The sequence below is a fragment of the Ferrimonas marina genome (assembly GCF_900129905.1).
Taxonomy (GTDB): Bacteria; Pseudomonadota; Gammaproteobacteria; order Enterobacterales; family Shewanellaceae; genus Ferrimonas; species Ferrimonas marina.
On record NZ_FQXG01000004.1, the window covers coordinates 247348 to 266315 of the forward strand.

The following is an 18968-nucleotide window of genomic DNA, read 5'->3' on the forward strand; positions in this document are numbered from 1 at the left end:
GCAACAGCAAGTTTACCTTGACGTAAACTTCCGCTATGTTGCCAGCATGTTTCTTAGTGCGGGATCCCCCCATGGCAACCACCCCAACCACCTACTCCATCAGCGACTTAGCCCGCGAGTTTGATATCACCACCCGCAGCATTCGTTTCTACGAAGACCAGGGTCTGCTCAAGCCGCAGCGTAAGGGCCAAACCCGCATCTACAACCTGCAAGACCGGGTGCGCCTCAAGCTGATCCTGCGAGGCAAACGACTGGGCTTCTCGCTGGCAGAGACCGGCCGCCTGTTCGACCTCTACGACGCCGATCGCTCCAGCAAGACCCAGCTGCACACCATGCTGGAGCTGATATCGGAAAAGAAGAAAGACCTGCAGCAACAACTGGACGACATCCAGGTGGTGATGATGGAGCTCTCCTCCGCCGAGAACCAGTGCCTGGATGCCTTGGAAAGGATCAACCAAACCATTGAGGGTTAACCATGTATCTCAATAGCTTCAACTTCGGTCTGGGGCAGACCATCGACATGCTCCGCGACGCGGTACGGGAGTTTGCCCAGAGCGAGATCGCCCCGCTGGCGGCCCAGATCGACGCCGATAACCAGTTCCCCAACCAGCTCTGGCCTGCCCTTGGCCAGATGGGACTGCTCGGGGTCACGGTGGACGAGGCCTACGGCGGTGCCAATATGGGATACCTGGCCCACGTGGTGGCGATGGAGGAGATCTCCCGCGCCAGCGCTTCGGTGGGGCTCTCCTACGGTGCCCACTCCAACCTCTGCGTTAACCAGATCGCTCGCAATGGCAACGAGGCGCAAAGGGCCAAGTACCTGCCCGCGCTGGTCTCCGGCGAAGCGATCGGCGCCCTGGCGATGAGCGAGCCCAACGCCGGCTCCGACGTGGTATCGATGAAGCTGACCGCCCGCCGCGAAGGCGACGTCTACATCCTCAATGGCAACAAGATGTGGATCACCAACGGGCCCGATGCCCACACCTTCGTGATCTACGCCAAGACCGATCCCAAGGGCGGCAGTCGCGGCATCACCGCCTTTATTGTCGAGCGCGGCACCCCCGGCTTCACCCAGGCACAGAAGCTCGACAAGCTGGGGATGCGTGGCTCCAATACCTGTGAACTGGTGTTTCAGGACTGCCCGGTGCCGGCAGAAAACGTGCTGGGCCAGGAGGGCGACGGCGTCCGGGTGCTGATGAGCGGCCTGGACTACGAACGGGTGGTGCTGTCCGGCGGACCGCTGGGGATCATGGCCGCCTGCCTCGACACCGTGCTGCCGTATGTACAACAGCGACAGCAGTTTGACCGCCCCATCGGCCAGTTCCAGCTGGTCCAGGGCAAGCTGGCGGACATGTACACCCGCGCCAACGCCGCTCGCAGCTACGTCTACGCCGTGGCTGCCGCCTGCGACCGCGGCGAAACCAGCCGCAAGGACGCCGCCGGCGCCATCCTCTACAGCGCCGAGCTGGCCACCCAGTTGGCCCTGGATGCGATCCAGCTGCTCGGCGGCAACGGCTACATCAACGAGTACGACACCGGCCGCCTGCTGCGGGACGCCAAGCTGTATGAGATCGGCGCGGGCACCTCGGAGATCCGACGCTGGCTGATCGGCCGTGAACTGGTTGCGGAATAAGGAGCTGCCGTGAGCCACATCCAATCGCAATACCAGGCGGGGGATCCCGCCAACCGGGCCCGCCACGATGCCATGGCCACCCTGATGGCCGACCTGCACGACAAGCTGGCGCAGATCCTGCCCGGAGGTTCGGAAAGCGCCCGCCAGCGTCACCAGGGCCGGGGCAAGCTGTTGCCGCGGGAGCGGGTTGAGCGGCTGCTGGATCCCGGCGCCCCCTTCCTGGAGATCGGCCAGATGGCTGCCTACCAGGTCTACGAGGACGTGGTCCCCGCTGCCGGCGTGATCGCCGGCATCGGTCGGGTCAGCGGCGTGGAGTGCATGATCGTGGCCAATGACGCCACGGTTAAGGGGGGCACCTACTACCCCCTGACGGTAAAGAAACACCTGCGGGCCCAGGAGATCGCCCAGCGCTGTCACCTGCCCTGCATCTACCTGGTGGACTCCGGCGGTGCCTTCCTGCCCCGCCAGGATGAGGTGTTCCCAGACCGGGACCACTTCGGTCGCATCTTCTTCAACCAGGCCCAGATGTCGGCGGCGGGGATCCCGCAGATCGCCGTGGTGATGGGGCTGTGCACCGCCGGTGGCGCCTATGTGCCGGCCATGGCGGATGAGTCCATCATGGTACGGGAGCAGGCCAGCATCTTCCTGGCCGGGCCGCCGCTGGTGAAGGCCGCCACCGGCGAGAGCATCAGCGCCGAGGACCTCGGTGGTGGCCGGGTCCACACCGAGATCTCCGGGGTGGCCGATCACCTGGCCGACAACGATGAGCATGCCCTGCAGCTGGCCCGCCAGGTGGTGTCCCGACTCAACCATCGCAAGGCCGCACCACTGCAGCCGCAACCTGTGCTGCCACCGCGCTTCGATCCGCAGGAGCTGTACGGCATCGTCGGTACCGATCTGAAGAAACCCTTCGAGGTACGGGAGGTGATCGCCCGGCTGGTGGACGACTCCGCCTTTGATGAGTTCAAGGCCCGCTTCGGCCCCACCCTGGTGTGTGGCTTTGCCAACCTGCACGGCTACCCCATCGGCATCCTGGCCAACAATGGCATCCTGTTCTCCGAGTCCGCCCAAAAGGGTGCGCACTTTATCGAGCTGTGCTGTCAGCGCGGCATCCCGCTGCTGTTTCTGCAGAACATCACCGGCTTCATGGTGGGACAGAAATACGAGCATGAGGGGATCGCCAAGCACGGCGCCAAGCTGGTGACCGCGGTCTCCTGCGCCCAGGTGCCCAAGTTCACCGTGGTGATCGGCGGCAGCTACGGCGCCGGCAACTACGGCATGTGCGGCCGCGCCTACGACCCCACCCTGATGTTCTCCTGGCCCAACGCCCGCATCTCGGTAATGGGTGGCGAACAGGCCGCCAACGTGCTGGCCCAGGTCAAGCTCGACCAACTGGCCGGTAAGGGCCAGGACTGGCCCGAGTCCGAGCAGGCGGCGTTCAAGGCCCCCATCGTCGAGCAGTACGAGCACAAGGGACACCCCTACTACGCCTCGGCCCGGCTGTGGGATGACGGCATCATCGATCCAGCCCAGACCCGCGAGGTACTGGGCCTGGCCCTGTCGGCCTCGATGAACGCCCCCATCACCCCCACCCGCTTTGGTGTGTTCCGGATGTAATCCGGCCAGCGAATAGGATTTGTCATGACAGAGAGTCACATCAAGGTACAACAGCAGGGGCGGATCGCCCGCCTGGTGCTGAACCGGCCCGACAAACACAACGCCTTCAATGCGGCGATGATCCAGCAGATCACCGACGCCCTGCAGCAGCTGTCGCGCCAGCCCGAACTGAACCTGCTGGTGCTGCAGGCCGAAGGCAAACACTTCTGTGCTGGCGCCGATCTGGCCTGGATGCAATCCCAGGCGCAGATGAGCGCCGAGGAGAACCACACCGATGCCCTGGCCCTGGCGCAGATGCTCAATGCTCTCGACCGCTTTCCGGCGCCGGTGATGGCGCTAGTACAGGGGGCCGCTTACGGTGGCGCATTAGGGCTTATCGCCTGCGCCGATCTGGTGCTGGCCAAGGACAACGCCCGCTTCTGCCTGTCCGAGGTCAAGCTGGGCTTAATCCCCGCCACCATCAGCCCCTACGTGGCCCGGGCCATCGGCCACCGCCAGCTGCGCCGCTACGCCCTGGGGGCAGAGACCCTGGATGCCCAGCGCGCCGAGCAGCTGGGCCTGGTGCACCAGGTGGTGTCCGATCTGGATAGCGCCGCCGAGCAGTGGTGCCAGCGGCTGCAGCAGAACGGTCCCATGGCCCTGCGCGCCTGCAAGGAGCTGCTGCGTCACATCGAGCAGCGGCCGCTGGATCAGGCCCTGATGCAGGACACCGCCCATCGCATCGCCCGTGTCCGCGTCAGCCCGGAGGGCCAGGAGGGCCTGACCGCCTTCTTTAATAAGCGCCAACCCCACTGGCAGGGAGGCCAGGATGACACCGAATAACATCAATAAACTGCTGATCGCCAACCGCGGCGAGATCGCCTGCCGCATCATCGATACCTGCCGCTCTCTGGGGATCCGCACCCTGGCGGTCTACTCCGATGCCGACCGACAGGCCCGCCATGTCGCCCTGGCCGATGAGGCGTTTCGCATCGGCCCGGCCCCGGCGGTGGAGTCCTACCTCAAGGGCGATCTGCTTTTACAGATCGCCAAGGCCCAGGGCTGCGATGCCATCCACCCGGGCTACGGCTTCCTGTCAGAAAACCCGGAGTTCGCCCGGGCCTGTGAGAAGCAGGGGGTGATCTTTGTCGGCCCCAGCGCCGAGGCCATCGATAAGATGGGCTCCAAAAGTGCCGCCAAGGCGATCATGGAAGAGGCCGGGGTGCCGATGCTGCCGGGTTATCACGGCGATGAGCAAGACGACGAGCACCTGATGCAGCAGGCCCAGCGCATCGGTTTCCCGCTGCTGATCAAGGCCACCTACGGCGGTGGCGGCAAGGGGATGCGGGTGGTGGAGTCCCTCGAAGCGATGCCAGAGTCCCTGGCCAGCGCCCGTCGGGAGGCCCGTGCCGCCTTTGGTAACGACCAGCTACTGCTGGAGCGCTACCTGCGCAACCCCCGCCATGTCGAGGTGCAGGTGTTTGCCGATCACCACGGCCACTGCCTCTACCTGTCAGATCGGGACTGTTCCATTCAGCGCCGCCACCAGAAGGTGGTGGAGGAGGCCCCGGCACCGGGACTAAGCGATGAGCTGCGCCGTGCCATGGGTGAGGCCTCGGTCAAGGCGGCCCAAGCCATCGATTACCGCGGTGCCGGCACGGTGGAATACCTGCTGGATGCCAACGGTGAGTTCTTCTTTATGGAGATGAACACCCGGCTGCAGGTGGAACACCCGGTCACCGAGCTGGTCACCGACGTCGACCTGGTGGCCTGGCAGCTGGCGGCCGCGGAGGGACAACCCCTGCCCATCACCCAATCGCAGATACCCAGCCTGGGCCACGCCATCGAGGTGCGCCTCTACGCCGAAGATCCGCAGCGGGACTTCCTGCCCGCCACCGGTACCCTGGAGCAGCTGCGGTGGCCAGACGGGGTCCGGATCGACACCGGGGTGCGGCTGGGGGACACCATCACCGCCTACTACGATCCCATGGTGGCCAAGATCATCAGCTTCGGCGCCGACCGCACTGCCGCCTGCGCCCAGATGAGCCAGGCCCTGGGTCAGACCCGCCTGTCCGGTCCGGTCACCAACCTGGCGTTCTTGCGCCACATCATCGACCACCCCGCGTTTCGCCAGGCGAAGCTGGATACCGGCTTTATCGAGCAACACCAGGCCCAGCTGCTGACCGCCAGTGCCGACCGCCACTGGGCGGCCCATGCAGCCGCGCTGGCGCTGCTGCCCGATCCGGCACCAATGCCGCAAGGCTGGCGCCTTAACGCCCCCGCACGAAGCCGCTCACTGTTAGAGGACGAGCATGGCGAGCACTACGACATCGCCCTGGTGGGCACCTGCCCCGGGCAGTGGCGCACCGAGCAGGGACAGCGGCTGCTGCTGACCCACAGCCAGGACCAGCTGCAGCTGCAGGTGGATGACCGGCTGATGCGCTGGCCCTGCTTTGCCCATGAGGATGGCAGCATCACGGTTCAGCTCAGTGACGGCCCGGGTCATTTCCGCCCCCATCGCTACCAGGCCGATCAGGACCAGGCCGATGCCGCCAAGGCGCTGCAAGCGCCGATGAACGGCACCCACATCGCCAACCTGATCAAGATTGGCGACATCGTCGCATCCGGGCAGGCGCTGGTGGTGATGGAAGCAATGAAGATGGAGTACACCATCACCGCGCCCCACGACGGCGTGGTTAAGGGCCTGCCGTTTCAACCTGGCGACGCCGTCGCCGATGGCCAGCCTCTAGTGCAACTGGAGGTATCAGCATGAGACCCAGCAGCGTCAAACTGGTGGAGATGGGGCCGCGGGACGGCCTGCAGAACGAGCCGGCGGTTTCGCTTGAAGACCGCATCGCCCTGGTGGATGCCCTGTCTCAAACCGGCCTGCGCCACATCGAGGCGGGCAGCTTTGTCAGCCCCAAATGGGTGCCGCAGATGGCCGACAGCGAACAGCTCTTTAGTCGGATATCTCGCCATCCGGGCGTTTGCTACAGTGCCCTGACACCCAATATGAAGGGGTTTGAGCAGGCGATGATGGCGGAAGTCGATACCGTGGCAGTATTCGCTGCCGCCTCCGAAGGCTTCAGTCAGCACAACATCAACTGCTCGGTGGCAGAGTCACTGCACCGCTTTGAGCCGGTGCTGCAGGCGGCGCAGCAACGTGGCGTGCCTGTACGGGGCTACGTCTCCTGCACCCTGGGTTGTCCCTACGATGGCACCGTGGCCCCGGCCAAGGTGGCCCAGGTAGCCCAGGCCCTCTATGAGATGGGCTGCTACGAGATCTCACTGGGGGACACCATCGGACGAGGCACCCCGGACAAGGCGGTGGCCATGGTGGAAGCGGTGGCCAGTCGCGTGCCGATCTCGGCACTGGCACTGCATTTCCACGACACCTACGGCCAGGCCCTGGCCAATGTGGCCGCCTGTCTGGAGCTGGGGGTCGCCACCGTGGATGCCTCGGTGGCTGGCCTGGGCGGCTGCCCCTACGCCCCCGGTGCCAGCGGCAACCTGGCCAGTGAGGATCTGCTGTACATGCTGGACGGGCTGGGGATCCACCACGGGGTGGACCTGGCCAAACTCATCGCCGCCGGGGATGAGATCTGCCGACGCCTGGGTCGGCCCAACGGTTCAAAGGTGGCATTGGCCCGCTTAAGCCAATGCCAGGATAAGGAGAGATAGGATGTCCGGATTCGACAAGGTAGTGACCAGCTATGACGAGGCGCTGGCGGGACTGAGCGACAATATGACGGTGATCGCCGGTGGCTTTGGCCTGTGCGGCATCCCCGAGGGCCTGATCGCCCAGATAAAAAAGATGGGCACCCGTGGATTAACCGTGGTCTCCAACAACGCCGGGGTCGACGGCTTTGGCCTGGGGATCCTGCTGGAGGATCACCAGATCAAGAAGATGATCGCCTCCTACGTCGGCGAGAACGCCCTGTTTGAACAGCAGCTGCTGTCCGGTGAGCTCGAGGTGGAGCTGACCCCCCAGGGCACCCTGGCGGAGAAGATGCGCGCCGGCGGCGCCGGGATCCCCGCGTTCTACACCGCCACCGGCTACGGCACCCCGGTGGGGGAAGGTAAGGAGGTGCGTCAGTTCAACGGTCGCAACTTCATCCTGGAGGAGTCCATCACCGGCGATTTCGCCATCGTCAAAGGCTGGAAGGCGGACCGCTACGGTAACGTGATCTATCGCCATACCGCCCAGAACTTCAATCCGATGGCCGCCACCGCCGGCAAGATCACCGTGGTGGAAGTGGAGGAGATCGTCGAGCCCGGCGAGCTGGAGCCAAGCCAGATCCACACCCCGGGGATCTTCGTTGACCGCATCATCCAGGGCCGCTTCGAGAAGCGGATCGAGCAACGGACCGTGCGCGGCTAAGCGCCCAATAACAGACAAGGAGAACCACGATGGCACTGACTCGTGAACAGCTGGCGATGCGCGTGGCACAAGAGCTGAAGGACGGCGATTACGTCAACCTGGGGATCGGGATCCCCACCCTGGTGGCCAACTACGTCCCTGAGGGGATGGAGGTGATGCTGCAGTCGGAGAATGGCCTGCTGGGGATGGGCCCCTTCCCTACTGAGGAGACCGTGGACGCCGACATGATCAACGCCGGCAAACAGACCGTCACCGCCATCACCGGCGCGGCAATCTTCAACTCCGCCGAGTCCTTCGCCATGATCCGCGGCGGCCACGTTGACCTCACGGTGCTGGGCGCCTTCGAGGTGGACGTGCAGGGCAACATCGCCTCCTGGATGATCCCGGGCAAGCTGGTCAAAGGGATGGGCGGCGCCATGGACCTGGTAGCCGGGGCCGACAACATCATCGTCACCATGACCCACGCCGACAAGCGCGGCAACTCCAAGCTGCTGGAGCGCTGCACCCTGCCGCTGACCGGCGCTGGCTGTATTAAGAAGGTGGTGACGGATCTGGCCTACATCGAGATCCACGATGGCCGCTTCCACCTGGTGGAACGCGCCCCCGGGGTCTCGGTGGAGGAGATTATCAGCAAGACCGGCGGTGAACTGGTGGTGCCGAAGACGGTACCAGAGATGCAGTTCCCTCAATAACCGAAAGCCCGCCAATTGGCGGGCTTTTTACTGGTTGCCTGCAGGCTGAACCGCGCAGAAAGGCGGTGTTAGGGCTGACTCTCACTGACCGACATCTCTGGCTTGGCAAGGTGAAACTGCTCACGCAGCCAGGGCTCCGCCTCGTCCCGGATCGCGGGCCAGGGATAACCGGCTGCCAGCAGGTGAGGCAGTCCCGCCAATTGAAGGCGGCGCTCAGCCCGTCTTGGGGGAGCAACCGGCACCGGTGCTAAAGGGTCCTGCTCAAGATAAAGATTCAAGGTGGGCACGGCTAATTGCTCAAGCCGCGCCTGCCCATTGACCTCCAGCTGATTCGCCATCAGCTTGCGCGCTGCCAGCCGAAGCTGGCTTTCCGGCATCAGAGACTGGTACCAGGGACCCAACCCCCGCCCAGCCACCAGGGCCTGCTCGAAATCCCCCATAGGCGCCACTGTCATCAGCCGAACCTGGGGCCCCAGTGACGGTGCCATCTCCGCCACCGCCACTGCGCCCATGGAGATCTCAACCAGCAACACCGCCTGCCCCTCACCTTGCTTCTGCGTCAGCCAAGGCAGCGCTGCCTTGGCATGGGACAGGCCAAAATCAAAGGGGCGGCCCTGACTGGGCCCGTCCATCACCCAGGTCTCAAACCCCAGGTGACCGAGCCAGGCAGCGTAAAGCATTGCCATTAAAGGATGCTGACCATAACCGGGCACAATCAAGGCGACAGGGCGTTCATTGTATTCAAGGGCTGACTGCGGCCAGCGCGCCACGTCAATATTCGGTCGGCCATTGACGATGACATTCATCTCAAAATCCCCGAGCTGCGCCTCCGGTGGCCAACGCCACAGCGTGACGCAATGGCCATCGATGCACTGCAGCTTGGACTGGTGGGGGATATTCAGCTCCGGCGGTACGGCCACCTCTTTGCCAATCCGTTGCGCCAGCCAACTGCTGCACCCTCCCAGTGCCAAACACAGGGCGAGCAGTATCACCCGGGCTAACCTGCCATCCATGGCATTCTCCTGTCCTCAAACAAAAACAGCGATGCCGTGGCATCGCTGTTTGACTCTATCAGAGCGGTTCGGTTCTGGGTGAACTTAATCCCAGGCCAGCTCGCGGAAGTGCTTGCGGCACATGGAGACATAGCTGTCGTTGCCGCCGATCTGCACCTGGGCACCTTCTCGCACCGGATTACCCTCGCCGTCCATCCGCACCACCATGTTGGCCTTGCGGCCACAGTGACAGATGGTCTTCAGCTCCACCAGCTTGTCGGCCCAGGCCAGCAGGTAGTGGGCCCCTTCAAACAGCTCACCGCGAAAATCGGTACGCAGGCCGTAGCACAGCACCGGGATGTCCAGCTTGTCGACGATCTGGGTCAGCTGGCGCACCTGCACCTTGGACATAAACTGGCTCTCATCCACCAGCACGCAATCCACCGGCGCCTTGGCCTTCTGCGCTTCCACCAAGGCCAAGATGTTGTCGCTGCCGTTGAAGATCAGCGCCTCGGACTCCAGGCCGATGCGCGAGGTCACCTTGCCCACACCATAGCGATCATCCAGTGCCGCCGTCATCACCAGCGGGGTCATGCCGCGCTCACGGTAGTTGTAGGCGGATTGCAGCAACGAGGTGGACTTGCCGGCGTTCATCGCCGAGTAGTAGAAGTAGAGCTGTGCCAAGGTGGGGCCTCCCAGTTTCGATGGCGACATCCTATAGAAAAGCGCCGGCCGCCTCCAGCCTTGACCGCACAGAAGCGGGCGTCGGTCTGACCCAATGTCAGGGTTGCGAGCCAGGCACAAAAAAGCCGGAGGCAGGGCCTCCGGCTTTTCTCAATGGCAGGCTATCAGGCCTTGGCCAGGGTATGACGGGCGCTGACGCCGCGCAGTACTGCCACGGCAGCCACCAGGGCGATGGCACTGACCGCGAAGCCGACAGCGGCGGAGCCGGTGATGCCGATAGCCAGGTAGCCAGCGGTGGCGATGGCCGCTACGGTCAGGGCGTAGGGCAGCTGAGTGGTCACGTGGTCGATGTGGTGACAGCCTGCACCGGTGCCGGACAGCACGGTGGTGTCGGAGATGGGCGAGCAGTGGTCACCGAACACCGCACCGGCCAGCACCGCAGCCATCAGCGGCAGCAGCATGGCGATGTCCGCCGCAATGGCCACGTCCGCAGCGATGGGCAGCATGATGGCGAAGGTGCCCCAGCTGGTGCCGGTAGCGAAGGCACACAGGCCCGCCAGCAGGAAGATCAGCACCGGCAGCAGCCACATCGGCATGGAGGCTTCGACGAAGGAGGCCAGGTAGGTACCGGTCTCCAGATCACCGATCACACCGGCGATGGTCCAGGCAAACAGCAGGATGTAGACCGCCGGCAGCATGGACTTGGTGCCACTGACCAGGGCTTGGCCAATCACCGAGCTCAGACCTTGACGCAGGGCCATGCCGGCGGCAACGGCCAGGCTCACCAGGGAGGCGTAGAACAGCGCGATAGTGGTTTCGGTCTCTTCCAATGCGCCCATCAGGGTAAAGGCTTCGCCTTCAGCGGCCAGAGCCGCGTTACCGGTGGAGAGGATAAAGTAAACGGAGGCCACCATCAGGGTCAGCAGCGGCGCCACCAGGCCCCAGACAGAACCGTTGTCGGCTACCGGCAGGGACTCATCCACGCCCGGCGGGTTGCCCTTGTCGGTATCCCACAGCACGCCGGTTTCACGGGCACGCTTGGCGGCAGCGGCCATCGGACCGATGCGGATGTCGAACACGATAACGCAGGCCAGCATCGCCAGGGCGAAGATGGCGTACAGGTTCATCGGGATCATCTCGAGGAAGCTGGTCAGGGCACCGCCGGACAGCTCACGGGCAGCGAAGATGGTACCGATCAGGCCAACGATGTAGGCACCCCAGGAGGAGATGGGGGCCATCACACACACCGGCGCCGCGGTGGAGTCGACACCGTAGGCCAGCTCTTCACGGGAAACCTTGTGGTCATCCGCCACCGGCTTGGCCACGGAGCCTACCGACAGGGTGTTGAAGTAATCATCGATGAACACCACAAAGCCCAGCGCCATGGTCATCAGACGGGCGTTCTTGCGGCTGCGGATACGGGTGCGGGCCCACTGGGCAAAGGCCTTGGCGGCGCCGGAGGCGTTGATCAGGGCGATCACCATGCCCAGCACAATCAAAAAGCCCAGCAGCGGTACGTTCCAGGTGTCAACGGCACCGTCATCCCAGAACAGGCCCAGGGCACGGCTGGCGATGTCAGTGATGCTGTCAACCGGGGCAAAGCCATTGACCATCAGTACCCCAACCAGGATACCAACGCCGAGGGACAGCAGAACGCGACGGGTCATTACCGCCATCACAATGGCTACCAGCGGAGGCAGCAGAGAAAACGCCGTATTGGCAAAATCGAAAGAGACCATCTTGATGTTATCGTCGTTATTTAAGATGGAGGCAACTGACACGGCGGACGCCGCGGGGGGAATGCATTGGAATGATCCACCGTCCTTTCAGTAGCGCTCCATAGTTAATCTGAACCTGTCGTCCTAACAGAGATCACTATGGCAGTGTTGTGCCTGTTTAACACAACCCCAGCAAACCGGGATGACGCCCGCTTCACTTCGGCACCGGCTCCTTTGGGCCAGCGTCTTCGGGGGTCAACCTCGGCTGGCTTACTGATAGGCGGTGCGCCTCTACCTTGTCTAGGCAGTCGCCGCTCTCGGGGAACGACGACGGCGGCATCTAACCACAGGCTCTGCAAACCTTGCCAGACGATACCGCCATTTTGTGATGAATGTCTCGTTATTTTTCTGTCGCGGCGATCAACTGCGGCAATATGTCGTTCAGATCGCCATTGAGAGAATAATCCGCCATCTGCATCAAAGGCGCATCCGCATCCACGTTGATGGCGACGATGGTGCCGGCCTCCTTGATCCCCGCCAGGTGCTGGGTCGCCCCGGAGATGCCGATGGCGATGTACAGCTGCGGGGCGATGATCCGGCCGGTTTGCCCAATCTGCAGCTCATTGGCCAGCAAGCCTGCATCCACCAGCGAGCGGGAGCCACCGATGGCGGCCTCCAGGTTATCCGCCAACCGCTCCACCAGGGCAAACTGCTCGACCGTCTCGATGCCGCGACCGGCGCCGATCACCACCCGTGCTTGGCCCAGGTCAGGTCGACCGCTCTCCAGCGGCTGATGACTGAGCACCCGACTGTCGGTCGGCTCCATAAATAGCGACAGGGCCTGGCAGTCAACCGCCGATTGGGACTGGGCGGGGGCAAAGCCCATGGGGCGCAGGGTCAACAGACATGGGGTATCGGTTAAGCGAACCTGCTGCTGCACCGAACCCGCATAGGCAGGGCGCACGAAGTGGTCCGATGCCAGGATCGCCTGCACCTCGGACACCATGTTCAGATCCAGACTGGCCGCCAGCCGGGGCATCAGATCGCGGCCAAAGCTATCCGCCGCCATCAGCACATGGCTGGGCTGCTGTTGCTGTAGCAGTGCCACCACTCCCACCATCCAGCTTTCCACCGGCACAGGACTGTCGCATTGGCAGTGGCCGACCTGGGTAACCCCGGCCAAGCCGGCCAAGTCAGTGGCCGCCGTCGCCGCTTCAGGCCCCAGCACAATGGCTTCGATTGGGCCGGGCAGCGCTTGCGCAGCGCCTACCAATCTTGCCACCACACCGGAATTCACCGCCGGCGCGTCGGTCAGGATCAACACCGCCATCACAGCACCCTCGCTTCAGTTTTCAATTTGCTTATCAGTGACGCCACGTCCGCTACCTGCTGCGGCTGTCGCGTCACCTCCGCCCGCGCTTGCTCCAGTTCAGGCGCCGTGGCCAGTGAGCCCGCAGGGGAGCGATGCTTAATCGGCATCCGTCGGGCCTTGAGCAACTGGGGTAATGCGGCAAAGCCCGGCTCCGCCAGGCGCAGATCGGCGCTGAGCACCGCCGGCAGCGTCAGCTGTTGTTCCAGCTCGTGCCACTCGGTGCGGCGTACCACCTGAGCCTGGCTCGGCGACAACGTCAGGGATTCGACGCCATCGGCAAAAGGGTAGCTCAGCCGGGTGGCCAGCATGGCACCGGTTTGACGGTGATCGCCATCGCTGGACTGCTTGCCCAGTAAAACCAGCTGGGGAGTCTCCTGCTCCACCACTGGTAGCATCGCCTGGGTTGCCTGCTGCGGCGTCTCTGCCTGAACGTCCACCCGGGTGGCTCGATCGGCGCCCAGCGCCAAGGCGGTGCGCAACACCGGCTCCGCGCTTTCCAAAGCGACCGTCAACGCCACCACCTCCGAGACAATTCCAGAGTTTTTCTTTAGCTGCAATGCCGCGGCTAAGGCCACCTCGGAAAAAGGGTCCATGACCAAAACGGATTCCGCCTTACCGTCAGACTCTTTCACATTTTCTAATTCTGGCCTTACCGCCTTGATGGCCACCAACAGTTTCAATTGCACCTCTCCTGAATCCCACTCACCGGGTGATGTAAATGCACCACGGTGATTATGCAGCGGGAGTATGGCACCCCTATTGAAAGAAGACTCCGCTCAAGGCGCAACAAAAAGAGCGGGATCACGAAAATGACCGGTAACCTCAGGGTCTGAGTCGGTGAAGAAAAAGAAAACTTAATCGAGGCTGAAGCGCGGAACTATTTACCGAAATAAAACACAAAATAAGCAGGGGTGTGGTTGCTTTTTTTAGCAAAAGTTTTATTCTTCACACTAATACTTAAATACAAAATCCATCGGAACTGATACGGGAAGATTGCAATGGCAGATTTTCTGGAAATTTTGACCCACGGTCGCCGTTTGAAAGCTCAGGTAAAAGGCCTGTCCCTGGATGAACTGCATGAAGTGATTGGCAAGCTGCAGTCCATCGCCGCCGAGCGCGAAGAAGAGATCCAGGCTGAGCAGGAAGCCAACGCTGAGCGCCTGGCCAAGATCGAAGCGATCCGCCAGCAGCTGGCTCAGGAGGGGATCTCCCTGGACGAGCTGAACGCCGGCCAAGAGGTTGCACCGCGTAAGAAGCGTGCACCGCGCCCGCCCAAGTACGAAGTGATGGTTGATGGTGAGCGCATCACCTGGACCGGTCAGGGCCGTACTCCCAAGGCGATCAAAGAACAGCTGGATGCCGGCGCTTCCCTGGATGATTTCCTGATCCAGTAAGCTTGGACAACAGTTCAAAAACGGTCGCTTCGGCGGCCGTTTTTTATTGCCTTTTCACTTCCACCGCGATTGCCGTTGTTCTCCCCTCCCCTGCACATCCCTTTCTGTTACTATCGCAAGCAGGACGAAATAAGAACAAAGGAAGGAACCCATGGACGTGGTGCGGCGATGCGGTAAGTTGTCGTTTTTTTTCGGCATATTCACCGCCAGTTTGAGCGCGAATCCTTTGCAGTATGAGTTGGGTATCTCAGAGCATACCCCCAACCACACCGCGTTAAGCCAAGTAACGGTGGTCACCGCCCCTGGCGAAATAATCAACAACGCTACCGTGGTGTTAAAAGACGGCAAGATCCTCAGTGTCAGCCCGTCACATTCTGTTCCCGAAGGCGCGTTTGAAATTGCCCTGCCCGGCCATTATGTCTATGCCGGGTTTATCGACCCTTTCACCCAATATGGGCTCAGCCAACCCCAGTGGCAGGAATATAACGAGTTCCCGCTTTATCAGGTCGCGCCCAAAGGTGCCGAGCACCCCAATCCTGCGGTCAAAAGTCATTGGCAATGGGCCAGCCAGTTCCAGCCTGATCCGGATCAGGCCAAGCAGTGGCAGCAGAACGGTTTTACCCATGTTCACTCAGCCTGGCAGGACGGTATCTTCCGCGGCCAGGGCTTTGTCGCCTCCCTGGCCCCCGGTGACAGCAGTGAGCGCACCCTCAATGCCAGCACCGGTCACTGGCTCTCCTTTGACAAGGGCAGCTCCGAGTTGGAGTACCCCAGCTCGCTGATGGGTTCGATGGCGCTGATCCGGCAAACCCTGGACGACGCGCTCTGGTATCGTCAGCAACAGGGTAAGGCCGGCCTGGCTCCCCAGGCCAGCCTGTCGGCACTGGCCGGATTTAACAAGACCCCACTCTGGTTTGCCGGTGGTTACCCGGACGACGTGCTGCGTATCCACACCCTGCTGACCGAGTTTGATGCCCAGCCTGTGGTGCTTGGCAGCGGCCTGGAGTTTGAGCGACTGTCGGCCTTATCCAAGTACCGCGCTCGCCTGATCCTGCCGCTGAAATTTGCTGCCAAGCCCAAGCTGGATAATGCCCTCGACGGAGCGGACGTTCGTCTGATGGCCCTGCGCCATTGGGAGCGTAGCCCAGGCAACGCCGCCGCGGTCGCCCAGGCCGGCCTGCCTTTTGCGCTGACCCAGCACGGCATCGAGGCCGATCAGTTCTGGCCACGACTGCGCCAGGCAATGAGTCATGGTCTCTCCAATGAGGATGCCCTGGCCGCGCTGACCACCACCCCGGCCCAATGGCTCGGCCTGGCCGGCCAACTGGGCAAGGTGGCCCCCGGTTACCAGGCCGATCTGGTGATAAGCCAAGGGGACCTGTTCGCCGAAGGTCGCCTGCATGGCTTGGTTTTGAACGGTCACTACCAACCGCTGGAGCCGAACGCGGATCTGGCCGGCAGCTATCAGCTCGACCTGGAACAGCACCAGCTGATCCTTTCTGTTACCCGTGACCAACAGTGGCAAGGCACCCTGGAGCAGGGCGAAGCCGCCATCGAACTGCACCGGATTAGGGTCGACGGCAACACCCTCCACTTCCAGGCCGAGTTGTCAGAGCTGGGCCTGCCGGGTATCGCCCAGTTCACCCTGCAGCGTCAGCAGCAGCGGCTGTGGGGTAGCGTGCACCTGCCCAGTGGCGAGCAGCTGACCCTGCAGGCCCGGGCCACCGCAACCCTGCCCCCGGAAGCCGAGGCCCCGGCAGGGCCCGAGCCGGAGTACGTCAGCCAATTGACCTGGCCCAACGGGGCCTTCGGGGTTCCCTCCGCCCAAGGGCCGGACCGCTGGCACATCAAGGGGGCCACGGTGTGGACCTCCACCGAGGCGGGGGTGCTGGAGCAACAGGACCTGCTGGTTTCCGCCGGCAAGATCGAGGCGATGGGGGAGAACCTGATCACCCCCAAGGGCTACCGTGTGGTGGACGGTCGTGGCCGTCACCTGACCGCGGGCATCGTCGACGAACACGCCCACATCGCCCTGCAGGGCGGCATCAACGAGGCCAGCGACAACAACACCGCCGAGGTGCGCATCGGTGACGTACTCGACCCCAGTGACATCCATATCTACCGCGCCCTGGCCGGCGGCGTCACCACCGCCCAGATCCTGCATGGCAGCGCCAACCCCATCGGCGGCCAGTCCGCCATCATCAAGCTGCGCTGGGGCGAGCAGGCACCAGACCTGGTATTCGAGCAGGCGCCACCGGCCATCAAGCTGGCCCTGGGGGAAAACGTCAAGCAAGCCAACTGGGGCGACAGCTACACCAGCCGCTATCCCCAGACCCGCATGGGGGTGGAGGCCATGCTGCGCGACGCCTTTACCGCCGCCCGGGATTACCAACGCCAACAGCAGGCCTACCAGGGTCTGCGCCGCACTCAGCAGAGCCAACAGCTGGCCCCGCGCCCTAACCACCGGCTGCAGCCATTGGTGGAGATCCTGGAACGGCAGCGCCACATCCATGTCCACTCCTACGTTCAATCGGAGGTGCTGGCACTGATCCACCTGGCCAAGGAGCTCGACTTCCCGGTGCAAACCTTCACCCACATCCTAGAGGGCTACAAGGTGGCCCAGGAGATGGCGGAGTTTGGCACCAGCGCCTCCACCTTTGCCGACTGGTGGGCCTACAAATTCGAGGTCTACGATGCCATCCCGCAAAACGCCTGTTTGCTGACCGAGGCAGGGGTGCTGACCAGCATCAACTCCGACAGCAATGACCTGATCCGCAAGCTCAACCAGGAAGCGGCCAAGTCGATGATGTACTGCGGCATGAGCCCGGAGCAGGCCTGGAATATGGTCACCATCAACCCGGCCCGCCAGCTTAAGGTGGACCCCTGGGTTGGCTCCATCGAGGTGGGCAAACACGCCGATCTGGTGTTGTGGAGTGCCCCGCCGCTGTCGGTCTATGCCCGGGTTGAGCAAACCTGGGTGGATGGCCAGAGTCGCTTCTCCCGCAGTCAGGACCGGGAGCTGCGCCAACAGCAAGCCAAGGAGCGCTGGCAACTGGTGCAGAAGGTACTGAGAGACGACGGGCCGGATCACTGGGGTGAGGTGCTGACACCGCCCCCCAGCCCCACCTGGCACTGCGAAACCCTGGGCCAGCACGGTCATCACCATCACGGCCATCACCACTAAGGAGCTGCACCATGATCCGACGTCTTGTTACCTTGCTGCTCCTGCCCGGCTTGCTGCTGGTTTGCCTGTTGCTGCCTGGCATGGTGGCAGCCCAGACCACTGCCGCTAAGGCGCTGTTGCTTAAAGGCGCTACCATCCACAGCCCCAACGGCCCGCTGGCAGAGCACGACCTGCTGATGGTCGATGGCCGGATCCAGGCCATCGGTCAGGATCTGGCGATCCCGCCCAACGCCGAGGTGCACGAGCTGCAAGGCCAGCACCTCTACCCGCCGCTGGTGGCGCTGATCAGCCAGGTTGGCCTGCGTGAGATCGGTATGGTGCGCAGTACCGTGGATACCTGGGAGGTGGGGGCCGTCAATCCCCAACTGCAGGCGGCAGTGGCCTTCAACCCGGACACCGAGGTACTGCCTACCCTGCGAGCCAACGGCATTGGCTACGCCCAGCTCACCCCGGAGGGCAGTGCCCTGGCCGGTCGCTCCAGCCTGATCCATCTGTCCGGCTGGAACCTGGGACAAAGCCTGGTCAAGGCCGACACCGGGCTGCACCTTTATTGGCCCGACCCTCGTCTGCCCATCGGCGATGAGGAGGCGCGCAACGAGGCCCTGGCCGACTACCGGGAGGCCCACCAGGGGATCCTGCAGGCGTTTGAAGATGCACAGCGCTACCAACGCGCCCGGACGGTGGATCCGACCCTGCCGACCGATACCCGCTGGGAGGCGATGGCGCCGCTGCTGGAGGGCCGGGTCCCGCTGTTTGTTCATGCGGATGATCAGCGCCAGATCCGCCACGCCCTCGACCTGCTGCAGCGTTACAACCTCAAGGGGGTGCTGGTCGGCGGCTACGACGCCTACCTGGTCAGCGCCGCCCTGCTGGAGGCGGACGTGGCGGTGATCTACACCCACGCCAACAGCCTGCCTTTGCGACCGGATGACCCCTACGACCTGCCCTTTCAGATCCCCGCCATGCTGCATCAGTCAGGGCTCTCTATGGCCCTGGCCTACCCGGGCAGTTGGGACAGTCGCAACCTGGCCTTTGCCGCCGGTCAGGCGGTCGCCTTTGGCCTGCCCCGCGAGGTGGCGCTGGCCGCCATCACTCAGGTTCCCGCTCAACTGCTTGGGGTACCCGCCCTAGGCAAGCTGGAGGTGGGGGCCCCCGCCAGTTTGATCATCAGCAAGGGCGACCTGCTGGACATGGGTCAGGCCGGGGTCAGCGCGATGTACCTGGAGGGCAAAAAGGTGGATCTCGACAACCGCCACAGCCGCCTATACCGCAAGTATAAGGAACGGAATTAACGGCCAAACCCCAGTCCAAACGCTATGGTA

Annotated in this window: 16 protein-coding genes and 1 riboswitch; of the genes, 11 read left to right on the forward strand and 5 right to left on the reverse strand. The window is 63.3% G+C overall.

The window, feature by feature from the left end; translation table 11 throughout:
• The first annotated feature begins 71 nt into the window (after nt 1-71).
• Genes BUC04_RS11170 through BUC04_RS11205 form a run of 8 tightly spaced genes read left to right on the forward strand, consistent with a single transcriptional unit; the run spans nt 72 to nt 8302 of the window.
• Complete coding sequence (locus BUC04_RS11170) at nt 72-473, forward strand: MerR family transcriptional regulator (protein WP_067656848.1); 402 nt, start codon at nt 72-74, stop codon at nt 471-473.
• Between the two features lie 2 nt (nt 474-475).
• The gene (locus BUC04_RS11175; RefSeq protein ID WP_067656851.1) at nt 476-1633 is read left to right on the forward strand and encodes an isovaleryl-CoA dehydrogenase; all 1158 of its coding nucleotides are present in this window, start codon (nt 476-478) and stop codon (nt 1631-1633) included.
• Nucleotides 1634-1642: 9 nt separating this feature from the next.
• The gene (locus BUC04_RS11180) at nt 1643-3250 is read left to right on the forward strand and encodes a carboxyl transferase domain-containing protein (protein ID WP_067656854.1); all 1608 of its coding nucleotides are present in this window, start codon (nt 1643-1645) and stop codon (nt 3248-3250) included.
• Between the two features lie 24 nt (nt 3251-3274).
• The gene (locus BUC04_RS11185) at nt 3275-4072 is read left to right on the forward strand and encodes an enoyl-CoA hydratase/isomerase family protein (protein ID WP_067656857.1); all 798 of its coding nucleotides are present in this window, start codon (nt 3275-3277) and stop codon (nt 4070-4072) included.
• Nucleotides 4059-6002 carry an acetyl/propionyl/methylcrotonyl-CoA carboxylase subunit alpha gene (locus tag BUC04_RS11190; RefSeq protein ID WP_067656860.1) on the forward strand — a complete coding sequence of 648 codons (1944 nt, stop codon included), beginning with the start codon at nt 4059-4061 and terminating at the stop codon, nt 6000-6002. Before BUC04_RS11185 ends, BUC04_RS11190 begins: the two co-directional genes overlap by 14 nt.
• The gene (locus BUC04_RS11195) at nt 5999-6910 is read left to right on the forward strand and encodes a hydroxymethylglutaryl-CoA lyase (protein WP_067656864.1); all 912 of its coding nucleotides are present in this window, start codon (nt 5999-6001) and stop codon (nt 6908-6910) included. The genes BUC04_RS11190 and BUC04_RS11195 overlap by 4 nt, the downstream gene beginning before the upstream one ends.
• Nucleotide 6911: 1 nt before the next feature.
• A complete protein-coding gene (locus BUC04_RS11200) occupies nt 6912-7610 on the forward strand; it encodes a CoA transferase subunit A (RefSeq protein WP_067656866.1) in 699 nt (232 codons plus the stop codon).
• Nucleotides 7611-7639: 29 nt separating this feature from the next.
• Nucleotides 7640-8302 (forward strand): CoA transferase subunit B, encoded by a 663-nt coding sequence (locus BUC04_RS11205; RefSeq protein WP_067656869.1) that lies wholly within the window; start codon nt 7640-7642, stop codon nt 8300-8302.
• Between the two features lie 68 nt (nt 8303-8370).
• Here the strand turns inward: BUC04_RS11205 and BUC04_RS11210 are convergent, their stop codons facing one another.
• From BUC04_RS11210 to BUC04_RS11230, 5 genes are all read right to left on the reverse strand, one after another.
• Nucleotides 8371-9315: an alpha/beta hydrolase family protein gene (locus BUC04_RS11210; protein ID WP_067656872.1), complete on the reverse strand. Its 945-nt coding sequence runs from the start codon at nt 9313-9315 to the stop codon at nt 8371-8373.
• An 84-nt stretch (nt 9316-9399) separates the two neighbouring features.
• Nucleotides 9400-9978, reverse strand: coding sequence for a thymidine kinase (locus BUC04_RS11215; RefSeq protein ID WP_067656876.1), 579 nt, complete (start codon nt 9976-9978; stop codon nt 9400-9402).
• 164 nt (nt 9979-10142) lie between these two features.
• Nucleotides 10143-11717 (reverse strand): Na+/H+ antiporter NhaC family protein, encoded by a 1575-nt coding sequence (locus BUC04_RS11220; protein ID WP_067656990.1) that lies wholly within the window; start codon nt 11715-11717, stop codon nt 10143-10145.
• A gap of 83 nt (nt 11718-11800) precedes the next feature.
• Nucleotides 11801-11998, reverse strand: a riboswitch (Lysine riboswitch).
• A gap of 98 nt (nt 11999-12096) precedes the next feature.
• A complete protein-coding gene (locus tag BUC04_RS11225; protein WP_067656879.1) occupies nt 12097-13026 on the reverse strand; it encodes an electron transfer flavoprotein subunit alpha/FixB family protein in 930 nt (309 codons plus the stop codon).
• Entirely contained in the window at nt 13026-13748 is a 723-nt protein-coding gene (locus BUC04_RS11230) for an electron transfer flavoprotein subunit beta/FixA family protein (protein WP_067656881.1), read from the reverse strand. The genes BUC04_RS11225 and BUC04_RS11230 overlap by 1 nt, the downstream gene beginning before the upstream one ends.
• 318 nt (nt 13749-14066) lie before the next feature.
• Here BUC04_RS11230 and BUC04_RS11235 point away from each other — a divergent pair, with 318 nt between their 5' ends.
• The 3 genes from BUC04_RS11235 to BUC04_RS11245 all read left to right on the forward strand — a co-directional run bounded on the left by BUC04_RS11235 (nt 14067) and on the right by BUC04_RS11245 (nt 18938).
• Nucleotides 14067-14462 carry an H-NS histone family protein gene (locus BUC04_RS11235; RefSeq protein WP_067656884.1) on the forward strand — a complete coding sequence of 132 codons (396 nt, stop codon included), beginning with the start codon at nt 14067-14069 and terminating at the stop codon, nt 14460-14462.
• Nucleotides 14463-14700: 238 nt separating this feature from the next.
• The gene (locus tag BUC04_RS11240; RefSeq protein ID WP_159437690.1) at nt 14701-17646 is read left to right on the forward strand and encodes an amidohydrolase family protein; all 2946 of its coding nucleotides are present in this window, start codon (nt 14701-14703) and stop codon (nt 17644-17646) included.
• An 11-nt stretch (nt 17647-17657) separates the two neighbouring features.
• Nucleotides 17658-18938, forward strand: a complete 1281-nt coding sequence (locus BUC04_RS11245; protein WP_067656890.1) for an amidohydrolase family protein — start codon at nt 17658-17660, stop codon at nt 18936-18938.
• Nucleotides 18939-18968: the final 30 nt, after the last annotated feature.

Coding starts and splice junctions, on each gene's coding strand:
- BUC04_RS11170 (WP_067656848.1), top strand. CDS start 72: ATGGCAACCACCCCAACCACCTACTCCATCAGCGACTTAGCCCGCGAG.
- BUC04_RS11175 (WP_067656851.1), top strand. CDS start 476: ATGTATCTCAATAGCTTCAACTTCGGTCTGGGGCAGACCATCGACATG.
- BUC04_RS11185 (WP_067656857.1), top strand. CDS start 3,275: ATGACAGAGAGTCACATCAAGGTACAACAGCAGGGGCGGATCGCCCGC.
- BUC04_RS11190 (WP_067656860.1), top strand. CDS start 4,059: ATGACACCGAATAACATCAATAAACTGCTGATCGCCAACCGCGGCGAG.
- BUC04_RS11195 (WP_067656864.1), top strand. CDS start 5,999: ATGAGACCCAGCAGCGTCAAACTGGTGGAGATGGGGCCGCGGGACGGC.
- BUC04_RS11200 (WP_067656866.1), top strand. CDS start 6,912: ATGTCCGGATTCGACAAGGTAGTGACCAGCTATGACGAGGCGCTGGCG.
- BUC04_RS11205 (WP_067656869.1), top strand. CDS start 7,640: ATGGCACTGACTCGTGAACAGCTGGCGATGCGCGTGGCACAAGAGCTG.
- BUC04_RS11210 (WP_067656872.1), bottom strand. CDS start 9,315: ATGGATGGCAGGTTAGCCCGGGTGATACTGCTCGCCCTGTGTTTGGCA.
- BUC04_RS11220 (WP_067656990.1), bottom strand. CDS start 11,717: ATGGTCTCTTTCGATTTTGCCAATACGGCGTTTTCTCTGCTGCCTCCG.
- BUC04_RS11225 (WP_067656879.1), bottom strand. CDS start 13,026: ATGGCGGTGTTGATCCTGACCGACGCGCCGGCGGTGAATTCCGGTGTG.
- BUC04_RS11235 (WP_067656884.1), top strand. CDS start 14,067: ATGGCAGATTTTCTGGAAATTTTGACCCACGGTCGCCGTTTGAAAGCT.
- BUC04_RS11245 (WP_067656890.1), top strand. CDS start 17,658: ATGATCCGACGTCTTGTTACCTTGCTGCTCCTGCCCGGCTTGCTGCTG.